Source organism: Pedobacter sp. GR22-6, from assembly GCF_037402555.1.
In the GTDB taxonomy this organism is placed as follows: Bacteria; Bacteroidota; Bacteroidia; order Sphingobacteriales; family Sphingobacteriaceae; genus Pedobacter.
In genome coordinates, this window is sequence record NZ_JBBEUC010000001.1 from 941,330 (window position 1) to 957,064 (window position 15,735).

Below are 15,735 nucleotides of genomic sequence, written 5' to 3' on the forward strand. Positions count from 1 at the left end.
AGGAAATAACATTTCAAGTCACGGTACAAATTAACAAAGGGATGGAACCGACGAGGTTGACGGTTATCGCTGAAAAAAACACAGCACTTAGCCCTGATCATGAGCTGGTGTTCAAAATCACGAGGGACAAAGACAGTGAGCAGCTGGCCGTACTCATTCGAGATGCCGACCATTGCTGGCAACTCCTGGAGGGCGATATGGAACGGCAGGACGTGGAGTTAATCGGTGCGGCCATTTCCAGCGAAGGATCCAGAAGTATCTTGTCGTAGAAATTTTCCATAAGCCCTTCATTCCAGCAGGGGCAGGAGAACTGGCCATACTTTTGCAGCGATAATCTGATAGCCTTCTGCCAGCGGATGCAGCCCATCATGCATGTTGAGGTGGGCGATTCCCGCTACACCATCCAGCAGGAAGGGGAGCAGGGGAATTTGGTTTTGCCCTGCCAGGTTTTGGTAGAGCTGGCGGTACTCAGCGGCTCGCTGTCCCGGAACCCATAATGGCAGCTGCATGCCCAGTAGCAGGAACTTCGCATCGGGATGTTTGAATCTGACCTGATCAAAGATCTGCTGGAGATTGGATTGTGTGTTTGTCGGTGCCAATCCCCTGATCAGGTCATTTGCACCCAGCGCCAGCACAAATACGTCTATCGTCTGACCGAGCCAGTAGGATAACCTGTTCAGTCCCGAAGCGGACGTATCTCCGCTGAGCCCGGCATTGATGCATTCATACTTCAGTCCTGCAGTGTTGATCCTATTTTGAATCAATGCAGGAAAAGATTGTTGGGAAGGTTTGTTTAGGCCGTAGCCCGCCGTCAGGCTGTCTCCAAAAAATAGGATACGTTTCATAGCCTGATAAACCTGTTACGATAGGGATTTGTTTTTTGGTACGCATGCAAGGGCATATTGCTTGTCCTCCGATAAATTGGACGAGTGAGTAGAACAGCAGGTGTCCAGGCCAAACCATAATTGCTATCAGTTGTTTTTTTTGAGTTTTAGTAATACGAATACAATGGCTTCAAATGTGATGTACAAAGCATCCAGTCATGGATCCTTCAATGAATAAACCTAACAAATGAAAACAACATTTCCATCGCCCTTCTGGCTTTCCTACTGATCAATTCTGGCTGTAAAAAACAAAAGCCGGACATCAATGCCTGTGTGCAGTTCCTTTCTGAACGGCAACCGGACAGGGTACTGTTAAAGTTCGTCGATACAGCGAGCGGCGAGAGCCTGGTGAGTGCTGGCCAGATCCTGGAGTCAGACATCATTACAAAGGATTTGTCAAATGGTGCTGCTGTGAAAAGCTGGCGGCTGATGCTCAATAAACCTTTACCAGATTTGCATGGAGCAGTGGAGATTGTACTTCCCTTTCAGAAGGCCTCTGAACCCAATTACCAAATTTCGGTAAAAGGAAAAGCGGATGTTGTGCTGAATTTTAAAGTGAACGAGCAAAGGACTGATGGTCCTTGCGCCGTTTCGTATTTCGTAGCCAGTGACTATAAAGTCAGTAGCCATACCTACAAATGTTTTTAGTATGCCGGAAAAAGCTATGCCAATATTTTGATCGTGGAAATTTAATGTTCGACATGGTTTGAATTTTAGGCTGGACTGAACAATAAAAGGTTATCAACCGAATAGAAATAAGTTGTAAGTCCATAGTAAGATTACAGAACAATTTTAAGATCAGTCTGTTAAGTTTCTAAAATATACAGCTATGAAATACGGTAAACAAATTAAAAACATCCTAAATCAAAACAGGAGTAACAGCACCCTGGTAACAGTTGCATTACTAAGTGGCGTAGCAGTTGGTGCGGCACTTGCAGTACTTTTCGCGCCAAAAAAAGGCGTTGAGCTGCGGGGAGATATTGCGGGTGTTCCGGCCAAAGCAGCTGGCAGTCTATCAGAACTTATGGATTCGATAAAAGCAAAATTTGGTACAACTGCGGAAGGGGAAACTGTGGTCGATCATTATCAGAACGGGGCTGAGCGCCCACATGCGAATACTAAGAAGCCAAAATCGGACATTCGGGAGATTATTCATCAGGCCCATATTTCAAGCGATCCAGCTTTGCACCAAAATTAGTAAGCAAGAGTAAGAGGGGGGCTTGGTCTTTCAGGCTTGTTCACATACTTAAAGATAAAACAGAAATGCGGCTCAGGTCGCTTTCTTATACAATGCCTGCTGAAAATGAATGTCGCATTCGTTGAGATAGCAGAAGCAACCATTCTGCTGACCAACTGGAAAGGCAGCACACAAATGCGGTACATTTTAAAAACCTAAAGCAATATGGAAACGTTTTGTAAGCGATTATGGTTACAATTGGGTTAAATAAAATCGCATATCTGATTATTTTTCCGATTCTGATTTCCTGTGAGAACACGCTGAGCGAAACGAATGATGAGATTTGTGAGACTTATGTCGCAGGCAATAAAGGATTCTGGCTTGATGTTTATGCGGAAGATCTGAAAGATGATGAACTTACGTTTACCCTCAACAAAGGTAAGATAACTCCAAAAAGCAAAGAAATTGGACTTGTAAAAACCGGCTTTTTCATCACTGATCGTGTAAAACTAAGTGATACGTTATCGGTTGCTTATAAATCAAAAGTTTATAAAATCTATGATTTTAAGAATTTAACCGAAATAGCATTGAATGGTTCGAATCATAAAAAAAATAAGATATGCCGGGTTTCCACTGCAAAAGTTAATGGAAAGATCATTCCTGATTCTGATAACAATGTTTTGAAAATGGCTCTCAAGTAGATATTAGGTTAGCATTTTATCAAATAATATGAAGTACATACAGACAGCAATTGGCAGTGCAGTATTCTTTACGCTTGTGTTCATCACCACTTATTTATCAATGAAATATTTGTCTTTGCAACCATCGTCATCGTGTTTGAATTGTGCTTACCTGAAAGATGTCTTTTTCTTTTCCCTCATTTCGCTGTTTGTAGTTCCCTTATTGATTTTGGTACAGAAGAAGGCCAGGCTAAGTATAGTGGTAATGTCGTTGACTACTGCATCAGTTTTCCTCATTGCCGTATTTTTTAATAACTTTAATCTATTTCAGGACAGGGAGTCTTCCTGGAGCTCATATAGTACTGATGCCGAATTGTTAGCTGTGCTACTGCAATCCTTCCCTTATCTTACAGCAGGAGCGATCATTACTTTTTTTATCTTTTATAAGCTTCTGAAAAGCTGGGGATTTCAACAAATGTGTGCTGTTAGTACCACCCGCTAAGCTTTCTGTTATTTAACCCGTAAGCTGAGCCTTCCAATACACTCCAAAGTGGCCTTTTTGAACCTCACAAAGCGATTTAACCCCGGAATGATTGATATAACTGCATGTAAACTGGTGCTTTTTATAATTTAAAACGCGGAGCTTCACGAAGGATTTGTAGCTTTAAGGCCATTTGACCTAAATCTTGCAAATTATATTTATAAATGAAAGCTGATCCAAAACCAACAGATTCTTCCTCTACCAGTGTTTTTGACCTTTTGGGGGACAAATGGACACTTGTTATTTTACGGGACTTGCTATTTGAAGGTAAACACACTTTTACCGAATTCAAAGCCTCAGCGGAAAAAATAGCTTCTAATATACTGACCAGCAGGTTGAAAATGCTCGATGCCGAGGGCTTCGTGATCAAAACAGCTTCTACTTCCAATAAAGTAAAATACCAATACTCACTCACCGATAAAGCAATTGATCTCTTACCTGTTTTCCTGGCTTTATTTAGCTGGGCCGAAAAGCATTCGGAAGAGGACGGATACAACAATGCGGCATATCAGCAACTAAAAGGAAGCGATCAGGCATCGATCAAAACCTTTATCCGAAAATTGAGAAAACGACGTGATACTGAATTGGGCATTAATCCAGGCAAATAAATACCATTGTAATTTTCATGTCAATAAAATCAAATACTTGTTGCAAAATGCAACAAGTATTTGAATGATTCTCTAAATTTGTTGTATAATCGAAATCAAAAAATATGACAACTATAGAAATCACTGATGAGAACTTTGAAGAGCTGGTGTTGAAATCAGACAAGCCCGTACTAATCGACTTTTGGGCAGAATGGTGTGGGCCATGCCGTATGATCGGACCGGGGGTAGAGGAAATCGCTAAAGAATATGATGGGAAAGCTCTGGTAGGGAAATTGAATGTAGACTTGAATCCTCAGTCGGCGGTGCGCTTTGGCGTCCGGAATATCCCACTTGTACTATATTTCAAGGACGGAGAGGTGGTTGATAAACAGGTTGGTGCCGTAGCAAAGTCAGTACTGGCCGATAAACTAGCCAAACAGGTCAACTAAGGCAGGAATTCCCTTGATTGGACAAGCCATCTCATCATCATGAGATGGCTTTTTTATTTTAGAGGTTTGGAGAAGTACTACCGGTTAGGGAAGGCAGAGCAGCTACTTTTTTCAGGGTGTCCTGCTGGCGGTGCTGAAACAGTCCATTCTATTTATCCTGCTCTGGCTGATTTTTAGGAATGTACTCAGTACAGGCGAACTCATTGCTATGCAGTTCATTTCGGTGGCGATATTTACGCCGTTGCAGGATCTCGGCAACATGATCATTCTTTACAGGGAAGCCAATGCGTCGTTGCAAACCTTCGATCAGATCATGCACAAGCCGGTGGAGCAGCGCCCCGAAAATTCCGTGGAGCTCGGTCCACTGGCTTCTCTGCAGTTTCAAAATGTAGTGTTCAGGCACAAAACTGCGGGTTATAATGCGATAGATGACTTGTCCTTCCGCATCGCTTCCGGCGAGACCATCGCTTTTGTGGGACCTTCAGGTTCAGGTAAATCAACGCTGGTTAAGCTGCTCGTTGGTTTGTACAGTCCGGTCTCAGGACAGATCTATTATAACGATATGCTTTCTACAGCCATCAGGTACAACCCTTTAAGGAGGCAGATCGGCTTTGTAACCCAGGATACGCAATTGTATGCGGGTACGATCAAGCACAATTTGCTGTTTTCCAAACCGACTGCAACTGAACAGGAGTTGCTGGATGCACTGCATCAGGCAGCAGCAGATAAGCTCATTGCTAAAGCGGAACATGGGATCAACACGAATTTGGGAGAAGGAGGAATGAAGCTTTCAGGTGGTGAAAAGCAGCGGATTTCCATTACCCGTGCGCTGCTTCGCCAGCCCGATTTACTGATCTTTGATGAGGCTACCTCCGCCCTGGACTCGCTGACCGAAGAGGAGATTACGGGCACCATCCGCAAAATCTCCGGTTCCGGTAAACAGATGACTTTACTCATCGCACACCGGCTCTCTACGATCCTTCGTGCTGACCGCATTTATGTGCTGGAAAAAGGGAAAATCTCAGAAATGGGTCGGCACCACGAATTGATCGACCAAAAGGGGCTATATTACGCTATGTGGCGCCAGCAGGCTGGCGAACGAAGGTAACATCCCAAGCATAATGTTAGATTTAGTGAATCTTGGGCGATAGCAATTTCTAATAGCCGGAATTTTCATTTTCAGTTAAAACCAAATTACCTGTGTTAGAACCAGAAAACAGAGATTATGTGATTCATTAAAAACGCCATTGTCGGCATCGCAATTTACGAGGCTGTCAAATACCTGACTAAAAAGGATGCCCTGGGGCAATCCAAATTCGACGAAATTAGGGAGCAAGCTCCGGAATGGCTGGAAAAAGCCAAGGCAGTCGGCTCAGACCTCAAGGCAGAGCAGTTAGCCTAAACTTCAAATAAATGGCCGCTTGCGGCCATTTGCATTTTTAAACAAAATGGAACGATGAGCACAATACATGGTATAGCGAAGCTTGAGACTTTACTGATGATCTCGCTGCTGCTGTTTCCCTCTTTCTTCGGCTTAAACAAAAGCCAGCAGGTGTATGCTGCTGAGGCTTTGGTCTTACTGCCAGATGTGCTCTGAAAGATTTAGGTAGTTTCCTAGGCCAGATCAATAACATTCTCCTATTAGATAGCCCTTAAGCGCCGAATGGATATCCTTATCCTGTAAGCTCATAGTCTACTGAATTTTTACGCTCTTTGGAATAAAAAAAAGATATATCTTTGCATCCAATTCCTGATTTGTTAACCATTAAATATCAAGGAATCATGACAAAGTATATCTACATATCGCCCCTTTCGCTCATTGCCTAATTAGGCAGTCAAACCCTCGTTTTTTAAATAATTAACGATTGCATAGGTAACTTCTGCAATGTCTGCCTGGACCAATTCATGAGATTTTTCTAAGCGCTTTTAATTGGGCATATTCTAACTGCGAGCGTAATAAATACATTAACAAAATTAAAAATATATCCAGGTACAGTCCAAAAGAGGCTTATCTGGATTTAGAAACATAAACCCATATGGGCAATTTAAGAACAAAAGATTTAAGTAAAATAGGTTACCATAATAATCAGTTGCGAAGCCTGGTTATTGGCTTAGCCTCAAAAAATTTCAAACACTACAGTAAACAACAATTGCTTGATCTGTTGGTGGATATTAACAATGATCCGAAAGCATTTTTGGATAATGAATTTACGAGTAAGATCGCGGAGAAGATAATAGGCAAAGTGGAAGAGGCAACCTTTAAAACCTATGAGTTGCGCGATGAGCCTGTATTCTGTAAAACATATGGAGGTAAGGGTATTGAACAATCAACCAAAAAGCAAATGGAACTCGCGGGTCTGTTGCCGGTAAGCGTACAAAGCGCTTTAATGCCAGATGCACATTTGGGGTTTGGCCTACCTATTGGCGGTGTGTTGGCCACAGATAATGCAGTGATCCCATACGCAGTAGGCATGGATATTGGTTGCCGAATGGCACTTTCTATCATTGACGAAAGTGATAGTTTTATAAAAAGGTTTGAGTATCGAATCAAGCAGGCATTAAAAAATAACACTCATTTTGGAATGGAAGGTGGCTTGGATATCCGGCAAGAACATGAAGTTTTAGATAGTTCGGTGTTCAATGAAATACCATTTTTGAAACCATTAAGAGGTAAAGCAGTAAGACAATTAGGAACATCGGGCAATGGTAACCACTTTGTAGAGTTTGGCGAAATTGAGCTGTTAGCCAATAATACCTTCGGATTACCTGCTAAGAAGTACACTGCATTATTAACACATTCGGGAAGCCGTGGTTTAGGTGCAGCTATAGCTAAACACTACACAAAAATAGCTATGGATAGCTGTAAATTGCCGCGGCACACACAACAGCTGGCTTGGTTAGATATCAACAGCGAAGCGGGGCAGGAATACTGGCTCACTATGACACTGGCCGGTGATTACGCTAAAGCTTGTCATGATCGCATACACGCAAACCTGTTAAAAGCATTGGGGTTAAAAGCGCTTTGCGTAGTGGAAAACCACCATAATTTTGCCTGGAAGGATAAATTAATTGATGGTAGGGAAGTGATCGTACATCGTAAGGGCGCGACTCCTGCGCATAAAGGTGAGCTGGGGATCATTCCCGGCAGCATGATCACACCGGCTTATCTGGTGTCGGGTAAAGGAAACAACGATGCATTATGCTCTGCGTCACATGGTGCTGGCCGGGTGATGAGCAGACAAAAAGCTAAAGATAGTATGACTGTATCTGCCATGAAAAAGATACTTGCCAATGCCTGTGTTCACTTAATTGGAGGGACGGTTGAAGAAAACCCGCTAGCTTATAAGGATATTGAAACCGTTATCGCTGCACAACACGATTTGGTGGATATACAAGGTAAATTTTATCCACGTATTGTTAGAATGAATAAGGATTAGTAGTAAGGTTATTTCATAGAACGTTCGGATTCGAACAAGTTTGTTCGAAACTGAACATCAAAGATTTCATCAAGGCCAATTCGGGCTTCCGGAGGTGGTTTAAATGCGGCACATGGCTTGTCATATAAGTTTGACCGAACTATTTTGGAAGATAGTTTAGTTTTTAGTTAAGTTAAAAGCTGGTGACATCGGATGATGCACCAGCTCTTTATCCAGACCGATATGGGTATGGACTGCTTCACAAGATTAACAAATCAGGGGACTGGCAAGGAATTTGTATTTCCAAACAAAATCCAGCTATGAAAAATACAATCCTAACAACGCTGCTCTCAGCGAGCCTCATCACAGGAATCAGCCTTTCAGGATGTGGTAACACGCAAAGCCAAAAAATGGATAGTACCCAAATTCAGGACAGTAAAGCGGCACAAGACGCTCCATCAGAAACAAGTGTGGGCGGAACTTACGAATTCGGAGAAGATATAGAAAAAGGCCCCATTGGTATGGTCAAAATTCACCCATTGGGAGCTGACTCTATCCTGTTCTATATCGATGTCAACAGGGGAGCTCCCTCTTATAACATGGGCCAGCTTGCTGGAAAGATCGCTTTAAAAAACGGAACAGCAGAATACAAAAATAACGACTGCCATGTCAAATTTAGCTTTAAGGACAAAAGTCTCCATGTCGACCAGCAGGGAGATTGCGAATTTGGACATGCCGTCAGTGCCAGCGGAGAGTACAAGCTCACTGACCCAACAATACCAACTTACTACATCAAATCAGATGGTGATACCGTAAGGTTTCAGCCATGATGAAAAGATAGCTGACCACTATTTACGAAACCCACAGTTAGATAAACAATTAACATTAATCTAAACTTTTGGTAGCATTGCCAAGCTAATTTTGAGTAATCATAAACTTACTCAAATGATGAAAAAACTGATTCTAAACTTAAGCCTTGTTTGTTTATCGTTAACGCTGTTTTCTTTCATTTATAATAGCGCTCATGAATTATCAGGTATCTGGAGTTTCAATATTAATGAGGCGCCTGAGGGTTATAATGAAGGGACGATTGAAATAATTGAAAAGAACGGTTCACTTCAAGGTGAGATGATCACAGGGTCTGGCACTTTCCCTATGAATAATCTCAAAGTATCAAGTGATACCTTAACTTACGATCTGAAAGTAAGCTCTCATCTGCTGCAGGCAATATTGATTCAGGTTAAAGATAGTATTGCTGGCAAAATCATCACCCCACAGGGCGACCTGGTCATTACAGGTAAGCGTGTAAAAAACAACTAGCGCTCCATCATGAGTAGAAATATTTCTGAAGAGCAAAGAGAATTTGATGCCTTATTTCTTAAGTACTACCCTGGGCTCGTTCGGTTCAGTAAATCATTAATGAACTCTGGTCAGGCTGAAGCTGAAGATGTTGTTCAGGATGTTTTTTTGAAATTCTGGCAACGAAGAAAGGGCGTAGCCATACATACCGGTATGGCGTCTTATTTATATACCGCGGTAAAAAATGGTATATGCGATCTGTACCGTAAAAAGAAAATTACTACTTACGATCCGGTTGACTTTGTTGATGATCAGCAGGCGGACTATTATCTGGAACCCGATCGGTTACTGATGTTTAAACAGTTACATCTGGATGTCGACCAAATGATTGCCCTGCTGCCCGAGCGGACTCAATTGGTATTCAGGATGAGCCGTGAAGATCAACTGAGTTACGAGCAAATCGCCCAGCTGCTTGGGATCTCTGTAAACTCTGTAAAAACGCACATGTACCGTGCTATTAAATTTCTAAAAGAGGCTTTTGAACGGTACAATTCCTTGATTTAACATTAAGCCAATATTAACCGTATTACCTTTCTGTTAATTCGTGTGAATGACGTAAGGATATTGATTTTATAATGCGTCTTCTCTCTAAACAGTAATGATTTTGGAAGACAGAGAAAGCTATTTATTAATTACAAGATATTTATCCAATAAGACCAGCACAGCAGAAAATGAAATGCTGGCCGACTGGCTTACGGAATCTGTGGAAAACGAACAGACGTTTGAAACGATAAAAATGGTCTGGCTATCGACGAGACAAGCGGAGCATAGTATGGGAGAAGCGGCACTTGCCAGACTAAAGATCAGGATTGAGGAGGAGAATGCAGCGCCGCGCCGTTTAAAATTATCTTTCAAACGTAGTTATATCGCAGCTGCCGCGGTGATATTGGTATTCAGTGCTGGGTTGTTCTATTTTGCGCAAGAAGCTAAAGTTGTAAACCACGAGCAACAGTTGGTGACCAATTCCGGTGAAATGAAAACATTAAAGCTGAGCGATGGAACAAAAATTTGTCTCGGTCCAAAAAGTACGCTGATCTATCCGCAGTCATTTGAAGGTAAGCTTAGAGTCGTGAGGTTGTCAGGAGAAGCGTATTTTGAGGTGAGTAAAGTGGCTCACAAATCCTTCATCGTGCGCACGGCGGAGCTTGATGTAAAAGTTATGGGAACCCATTTTAATGTGAATGCCGGTAAAAATCAACGTTCAACAACTGTTTCTCTGCTGGAAGGAAAAGTTGCGGTCAATATCACCGACGATAACAACGAAGAATACATGTTGGTACCAGGCCAGGAGCTATCGTTCAATAGGATAAACCGCCAGGTATTTCAATATCAACTCGACAGTTTGTCCGTATTGGGATGGATGTCGAGAACCTTGGTGTTTAGCAATGAGAAATTGAGTGATGCTGCCTTGAAAATTGAAAAGATGTACGGGGTGAAATTAGTTTTCGAAAGCCAGGCTACTGCTGATACGCGGGTCTACGCACAATTTAAAAATGACAGTTTAAAGGATGTGCTGGATATCATCTGTGCTAGTGGGAACCTGCAATACCATAATGACCAAAATAAAATTTATTTAAGCTTCAAGAAATGACCTAAAAAACGCTACGATACATCACGAGGATCTGCCAGGCATGGTCTGAATGAAAAAAACCGGCATTTACGAGATGCCGGTCAAAAATCGCCTTTTTAAACAGTGAATATTTAAATAACGAAATAGCTAATTTATGAAAAAAAAGATCTACAAATCGTCTTTAGTTTCTTTATCACGGAACTTACTGATAATCAGCTTACTGCTGGCTTTGTTCAGTAGCCTTTATGCTGCTCCGGTTGTTAAAACAGAGCAAAACCTTGCTAATGTCAAGTGTTCTATAAATGCCAGCCACCAGAAGTTGGAGCAAATTTTTAACCTGATCAGGCAGCAGACGCAATACAGTTTTGTGTGTGTAGACAGAAGCGGGTTCCTGCAAAAGGAAATCAGTATCAACGCTGTAAACAGCAACCTGGAAGCAGTACTAAAAAAGATTTCAACATCAGCACCTTTTACGTACAGCCAAATCAGTCACAAGATTATTGTTAAGCCGATAGTTGAAGTTACTAGTGTAACTATAGAGCGACTGATCAAGGGACACGTTACTGATAATAATAGGCTGGCGCTTCCCGGAGTATCGGTCGCATTAAAAGGCAAAAATCGGGGAACAGTAACCGATCAGCAGGGTGATTTTGCTATAAAAGCAGATGATGGTGATGTGATGGTATTGAGTTATATCGGCTTTAACGCCCAGGAAGTTGTAGTAGGCTCAGCAAACGCCTACACGATTGAACTGGAAGAAAATGCTACGGGCTTATCTGAAGTAGTGGTGACCGCATTAGGTATTAAAAAAGAAAAAGCGAAGCTGGGCTACGCAACCCAGGAGGTACAGGGAGAAAGTCTGGTTAAGGCAAGGGAGCCAAACGTAATCAATTCGTTAACGGGAAGAGTAGCAGGCTTAAACATCAAAAACTCCACTGACCTGTTTCAAGATCCCGGAATCTCCTTAAGAGGAAGAAAACCGCTGATCGTTATTGATGGTATCCCTGACCAGTCGGCCGATCTTTACAAGATCAACGCTGATGACATTGAAACAATGAGTATCCTAAAAGGTGCAAGTGCTTCTGCACTATATGGTTCAATTGGTCAGAATGGAGCAATCATGATCACTACAAAACGTGGTAAAGGAAAAGACCTAAGCATTGATGTAAATACCTCCAATCAGATCCAGCCAAGCTTTATCCGGATACCGGAAGTGCAAACAGAATATGGTGCAGGATTTAAAGGCAAATATACCTATGTAGACGGATCGGGCGGGGGTCCGGAGGGCTCAGGATGGATATGGGGACCAAAGCTAGATCAGTTGGATCCTTCGACGCCGAGTGGATTTTTCGAAACACCCCAATTCAATAGCCCGCTGGATCCCAACACGAATAAGTTGGTTCCTCTGCCGTTTATTTCAAGAGGAAAAAACAATGTAAAGGATTTTTTCCAGACGGGTTTGATTTCCAGCAGTAATATCAGCATCATGCAGAGTTCAGACAAGGGAGCTTTCAGGGCTTCGGCATCACATACTTACCAGCGTGGTGTGGTTCCAAATACCGATTTGAACAATACTTCTTTCAATGTATCAGGAAATTACAAGTTGTCTGATGCTTTTACGATGGATGCGAGATTAAATTACAATCGCCAGTACACCAAGAATTTTCCGGAAACTGGGTATGGTCCGACAAATTACCTTTATAATCTGGTACTATGGACGGGAGCGGACGTAAGCGTTCAGGATTTAAGAAACTATTGGAAAGTAGGTCAGGAAGGATTGCAGCAGCGCAATTACAATAATTCGTACTACAATAACCCCTATTTTCAGGCCTATGAATATTTAAGGGGGTATCAGAAAGACAACACTTTTGGGGCATTGAACCTGAATTATAAAATCAGTCCTGCCTTCAGCGTACAGTTTAGAAATGGCATCAATGCCTACGGTTTAAACCGGACATTTAAAGAGCCGAAAAGCTATATCGGTTATGGCAATAAATCAAGGGGACAGTTTACTGTTTCTACAGGGAACTATTTTGATATTGCAACGGATTTAATCGGTGATTTCAACCATACTTTTACAGAGGATTTCAAGATTCATGCCCAGTTAGGTGGAGCGAACTACTACCGTAATTTTAAATATGGATCAGCTACTACAGACGGGTTGACTGTTCCCGGATTTTATAATCTAAGTAATTCCATTAGCCCGATTACGGCAACCAATGCAGTAGAAGAACGCAGAACAAGCAGCATTTATGGTGTGCTTGATTTAGAGTTTTTAAACGGAATCTATGTGTCTGCTACCGGCAGGAATGACATAATTTCTACGTTGCCCACTCAGAATAATAGCTTTTTCTATCCGTCAGTTACAACTTCGGTGGTCGTATCTCAACTGATGCAACTACCAGATTGGTTTACTTATTTAAAAGCTCGTGGGTCATGGTCCCGCGTTTCCAGCGCTACACTGAACGACAATGACTACACTTACAGTTATCTTCCATCATTTAATAAAGGGGTGATATGGAATAACCAGCCTTCTTTATACTTTGGTGACGCTTTATTGAACAGCAACCTGAAACCCCAAACGTCGGATAGCTGGGAGATTGGATTGGAGACGAAGTTTTTTCAGAACAGGCTGAATCTTGAGGCCACTTATTATCAAACACGCGATTTCAATAATATAGTTTCGATACCAACATCGATCACCAGCGCTTACAGCAGTCAGCTGGCCAACGGAAACGTTTATCAGCGACGAGGGCTGGAAATAGTTGCGGGTGGAACTGTAGTTAAGGATAACGATTTCCGTTGGGATGTCGCCGCAAACTTTAGTCAGTACCGTCGTTACCTGAAAGAGATTTACGGCAACGCGCAGACGCTGAACTACCTTAATTCGGGTGACCGCACAGATAGGATCTTTACCAGTGTTTACCAGAGAAACGCGCAGGGACAGGTGATCTACGGCAGCAATGGATTTCCATTATCGGATACGTTTCAAAGATTTGTTGGAAATCAGGATCCAGACTGGACTTATGGTGTAGAAAATACTTTCCGGTATAAAGATTTTACCCTTAAGTTTCTGGTAGATGGTCGCATTGGAGGTATGATGTACTCTACTACGAACCAAAAAATGTGGTGGGGCGGTACCAATCCGGGAACGGTCAACCAGTACAGGATCGATGCCAACGCAGGGCTTTCAACTTTTATTGGAGAAGGAGTGGTGGTCACGAGTGGACAAGCTACGTACGATGCGAACGGGAATGTGATATCTGATACCCGTGTTTTTGCACCAAATACAAAAGGGGTAAATTATATCGATTATATGACCAACACCAGTAATGGTGCCTACAACAACTATAACTATTTTTCTCAGACTTTTTTAAAGCTAAGAGAAGTTACGCTAGCCTGGCAGATGCCAGGTAAGATGCTTGGTAAATCCTTCATTAAAGGTGTTGACTTATCTATTGTAGGCCGTAATCTATTGCTATTCTCTAAAATGCCAAATGTTGATCCAGATCCGGCAGTGGATAATTTACAAACCCCATCTACCCGATCATTTGGTTTCAATGCTAATCTTAAATTTTAACCTGTTTACGGATATGAAAAATAAAATACTAGCGATACTATTTACAGTGGCAGTAATTCAGACAAGCTGTAAGAAGTTTGAAGAATTTCAAACAGACCCAAATAAATCTACAGTGGCCACCCCCGATCTACTATTGAATACAATTGCACAGTCGGCCTTTCAATCTTCAAATGTTGATGTTGCACTTGTGTCGCGTCAAATGGTATTTACTGATGCAGTGAGGCAGACACAGTATTATGGATGGACAAGAGGTAGTTATAATGCTTACAACAGCCTTCGCCAGGTACTTAAACTGGAGCAGGCCGCGATCGCACAGAATAAGGCGGAATATCTGCCACTCGCAAAATTCTTTAAAGCCTGGTATTTCCTTCAATTGACGCAGATGTTTGGAGATATTCCATACAGTCAGGCCCTGAAAGGCGATGACAATATAGCCACACCTGTTTATGACAAACAGGAGGACATCTATTTGAATATTTTAGATGAGTTGAAGCAAGCGGGTGAGATGATCACTACCGGCACAACTGCTGTAAAGGGTGATATTGTATATAACGGGAATATGCAGCAATGGAAAAAAGCGATCAATAGTTTGTCGTTAAGAGTTTTAATAAGCTTGTCGCTGAAAGAAAGCGATGCCAGATTCCAGATAAAGAAGCGTTTTGCCGATATTGTCAATAATGCCGCTGAGTACCCCGTATTAACAGGCAATGCAGATAATGTTCAATTGAAGTTTTATGATTTGCAGGGAAACAGGTATCCATATTTCAACAACAATGATTTCCAGACTGCATTTTACATGGAGGAAACCTTTGTTGATCTCCTTAAAGGTTTGAAAGATAGTCGCCTGTTCAGTTTTGCAGATAAGGCACCCAAATTTTCGGCACTGCCTTCAACAGATTTTAATGCCTATGGGGGAGCCAAGGGAAGTGCAGCTGTAAACGAAAACAATGCGCGTACAGTTGCAGGAGAAGTCTCCAAGATTAACCCTCGTTTTTACAACAACCCGGTTAATGAGCCAAGTATTGCTTTAGGATACTCAGAACTGCAGTTTATCTTAGCGGAAGGAGTGGTACAAGGCTGGATCGCTGGTAGTGTTAACGATTATTATCAAAGTGGTATCCGTGCATCAATGTCCTTCTATAATATTGCGCCAGATGTAATCAACACCTATCTTGGGCAACCCGCTGTTCAACTTAGCCAGACTCCTTTGAATCAGATTATCACACAGAAATATATTGCGTCATTTATGAACAGCGATTGGCAGCCCTTTTATGAGCAGCGCCGTACAGGTATTCCTGCGTTTGATGTGTCTGGTTCAGGTGTATTAAACAATAAAAGAATTCCTAAACGTTGGATGTACCCCGAGTCGGAATTGAGGCTAAATCAGGCTAACGTTACTGAAGCAATAACACGCCAATATACTGCAGGAGATGAAATCAATCAGCTAATGTGGTTAATCAAACCTTAAAAACCAAAGCGTCCCAGGCCAGGT

General features: G+C 42.1%; 17 protein-coding genes. 16 read left to right on the plus strand and 1 reads right to left on the minus strand.

Annotated features, from left to right (window positions below):
- Nucleotides 1-41 precede the first annotated feature (41 nt).
- On the plus strand, nt 42-269 hold the full coding sequence (locus WAE59_RS04360; RefSeq protein ID WP_337854716.1) for a hypothetical protein: 228 nt from the start codon (nt 42-44) through the stop codon (nt 267-269).
- 18 nt (nt 270-287) lie between these two features.
- On the opposite strand, the gene WAE59_RS04365 is transcribed toward WAE59_RS04360, so the two are convergent.
- Nucleotides 288-845, minus strand: coding sequence for an arylesterase (locus WAE59_RS04365; RefSeq protein WP_337854717.1), 558 nt, complete (start codon nt 843-845; stop codon nt 288-290).
- Nucleotides 846-1,157: 312 nt separating this feature from the next.
- On the opposite strand from WAE59_RS04365, the gene WAE59_RS04370 reads away from it, so the two are divergent.
- The 15 genes from WAE59_RS04370 (at nt 1,158) to WAE59_RS04440 (ending at nt 15,711) form a co-directional block, all read left to right on the plus strand.
- A complete protein-coding gene (locus tag WAE59_RS04370) occupies nt 1,158-1,532 on the plus strand; it encodes a hypothetical protein (RefSeq protein ID WP_337854718.1) in 375 nt (124 codons plus the stop codon).
- 181 nt (nt 1,533-1,713) lie between these two features.
- On the plus strand, nt 1,714-2,082 hold the full coding sequence (locus WAE59_RS04375) for a YtxH domain-containing protein (RefSeq protein ID WP_337854719.1): 369 nt from the start codon (nt 1,714-1,716) through the stop codon (nt 2,080-2,082).
- A 227-nt stretch (nt 2,083-2,309) separates the two neighbouring features.
- Nucleotides 2,310-2,762: a hypothetical protein gene (locus WAE59_RS04380; RefSeq protein ID WP_337854720.1), complete on the plus strand. Its 453-nt coding sequence runs from the start codon at nt 2,310-2,312 to the stop codon at nt 2,760-2,762.
- Nucleotides 2,763-2,790: 28 nt separating this feature from the next.
- Nucleotides 2,791-3,243: a hypothetical protein gene (locus WAE59_RS04385; RefSeq protein ID WP_337854721.1), complete on the plus strand. Its 453-nt coding sequence runs from the start codon at nt 2,791-2,793 to the stop codon at nt 3,241-3,243.
- 203 nt (nt 3,244-3,446) lie between these two features.
- Nucleotides 3,447-3,890, plus strand: coding sequence for a winged helix-turn-helix transcriptional regulator (locus WAE59_RS04390; protein WP_337854722.1), 444 nt, complete (start codon nt 3,447-3,449; stop codon nt 3,888-3,890).
- 104 nt (nt 3,891-3,994) lie between these two features.
- Entirely contained in the window at nt 3,995-4,318 is a 324-nt protein-coding gene (trxA, locus tag WAE59_RS04395; RefSeq protein WP_337854723.1) for a thioredoxin, read from the plus strand.
- A gap of 130 nt (nt 4,319-4,448) precedes the next feature.
- A complete protein-coding gene (locus tag WAE59_RS04400; RefSeq protein ID WP_337854724.1) occupies nt 4,449-5,426 on the plus strand; it encodes an ABC transporter ATP-binding protein in 978 nt (325 codons plus the stop codon).
- A 348-nt stretch (nt 5,427-5,774) separates the two neighbouring features.
- Nucleotides 5,775-5,915 carry a hypothetical protein gene (locus tag WAE59_RS04405; RefSeq protein WP_337854725.1) on the plus strand — a complete coding sequence of 47 codons (141 nt, stop codon included), beginning with the start codon at nt 5,775-5,777 and terminating at the stop codon, nt 5,913-5,915.
- Between the two features lie 439 nt (nt 5,916-6,354).
- Nucleotides 6,355-7,755 (plus strand): RtcB family protein, encoded by a 1,401-nt coding sequence (locus tag WAE59_RS04410; protein ID WP_337854726.1) that lies wholly within the window; start codon nt 6,355-6,357, stop codon nt 7,753-7,755.
- 299 nt (nt 7,756-8,054) lie between these two features.
- The gene (locus WAE59_RS04415; protein WP_337854727.1) at nt 8,055-8,564 is read left to right on the plus strand and encodes a hypothetical protein; all 510 of its coding nucleotides are present in this window, start codon (nt 8,055-8,057) and stop codon (nt 8,562-8,564) included.
- 115 nt (nt 8,565-8,679) lie between these two features.
- Nucleotides 8,680-9,054, plus strand: a complete 375-nt coding sequence (locus WAE59_RS04420) for a hypothetical protein (protein WP_337854728.1) — start codon at nt 8,680-8,682, stop codon at nt 9,052-9,054.
- Between the two features lie 9 nt (nt 9,055-9,063).
- Nucleotides 9,064-9,597 carry an RNA polymerase sigma-70 factor gene (locus tag WAE59_RS04425; RefSeq protein WP_337854729.1) on the plus strand — a complete coding sequence of 178 codons (534 nt, stop codon included), beginning with the start codon at nt 9,064-9,066 and terminating at the stop codon, nt 9,595-9,597.
- A gap of 100 nt (nt 9,598-9,697) precedes the next feature.
- Entirely contained in the window at nt 9,698-10,684 is a 987-nt protein-coding gene (locus WAE59_RS04430; RefSeq protein WP_337854730.1) for a FecR family protein, read from the plus strand.
- Between the two features lie 133 nt (nt 10,685-10,817).
- A complete protein-coding gene (locus WAE59_RS04435) occupies nt 10,818-14,243 on the plus strand; it encodes a SusC/RagA family TonB-linked outer membrane protein (RefSeq protein ID WP_337854731.1) in 3,426 nt (1,141 codons plus the stop codon).
- 13 nt (nt 14,244-14,256) lie between these two features.
- A complete protein-coding gene (locus tag WAE59_RS04440; protein WP_337854732.1) occupies nt 14,257-15,711 on the plus strand; it encodes a SusD/RagB family nutrient-binding outer membrane lipoprotein in 1,455 nt (484 codons plus the stop codon).
- Nucleotides 15,712-15,735 lie beyond the last annotated feature (24 nt).